Source organism: Haloarcula sp. JP-Z28, assembly GCF_011440255.1.
Classification (GTDB): domain Archaea; phylum Halobacteriota; class Halobacteria; order Halobacteriales; family Haloarculaceae; genus Haloarcula; species Haloarcula marismortui.
Window position 1 is genome coordinate 1 of record NZ_JAAOHT010000164.1, and the last position, 1,135, is coordinate 1,135.

The 1,135-nt window shown below is 47.5% G+C and carries 1 pseudogene; it reads left to right on the top strand.

What is annotated here, in order from left to right:
- Positions 1-881, top strand: a pseudogene (locus G9463_RS23720) (hypothetical protein); the annotation flags it as partial.
- Between the last annotated feature and the right edge of the window lie 254 nt (positions 882-1,135).

A 1,135-nucleotide genomic window follows, 5' to 3' on the forward strand; every position in this document is an offset into this window, starting at 1 on the left:
CGGACCCTACAATAGCCGACACTGACGGAGACGGTCTTTCCGATGGGGCGGAACTAAACACGCATGGAACGGATCCAACACTAGTTGACACGGGTGGGGACGGTCTCGCTGATGATGCAGAACTCAATAAACACGGTACCAATCCGCGGGCAAACGACACAGATAGTGATGGATTGAATGATGACCGAGAGCTTGATCTTAGGACTGATGCATCAGATAGTGATACTGACGACGATGGGCTCCCAGACGGTGCGGAAGTCGATATGACCGATCGGTTCCCTGGCGCTGATCCACTGCAGAAGGATATTTTCGTTGAAGTAGATTATAAATCTAGACTATCGCGCAGTGTTATCCGGGATATGACCGACGAGTTCGAGCAAGCACCAATTGAGAATCCAGATGGCTCATCCGGCATTGACCTACACATCGACCATGACGATAATCTCCGTTGTGAAGATGCCTCAGGCTATATTAGAGACCAAATTCGATATGGCTGTAAGAGTGGCGGGAAGACGGTCACCTCCCCAGATAATGCTGGATATTATTATATCCAGATTGTAAGTACTGTCAAGAGACCTGGTAACGCTATGTCAAACGGTGGTCTTGCAGTCGACTCAGTCGCGTTTGTTGAGTTAGCTTCAGATGAAGCAACGGGGCACATATTTATGCATGAACTTGGGCATCTTTTAGATATCTATGATCCGGGTGTCGATAGCCGTGAGCGCGGCTATAGCGAGTATCCCAGTGTTATGAATTATCTCTCGCCAGACGATAGCCTCGGCTACGCTCGCTCAGACTGGAAAGACATCAATCGAAGTGTACAGCGTGTCCCTGGAACAACTGAAAGAGAAATCATTGATCAATCCAATGAACAAGAATAGATTGTTATAGTCCTCCGGACAAGAAAACGCTTCGGGCTTCAACTCTCCGAGTTCAAATAATCGCGACCGGCGTCGGTAATCCGGTAGGATGGACTGCCTGGTTGGTCTCCAGATTCAAGATATCCTTTATTCAATAGGTTGCGACATTCTTGGTGAATGTAATTTCTGCCGTAGCCAGTGCTCTTTGCGATATTGCTTGGAGTCAACCAGATTTTATTTTCATTCGCGAATCGCAAGATCGCTTTTTCTACATA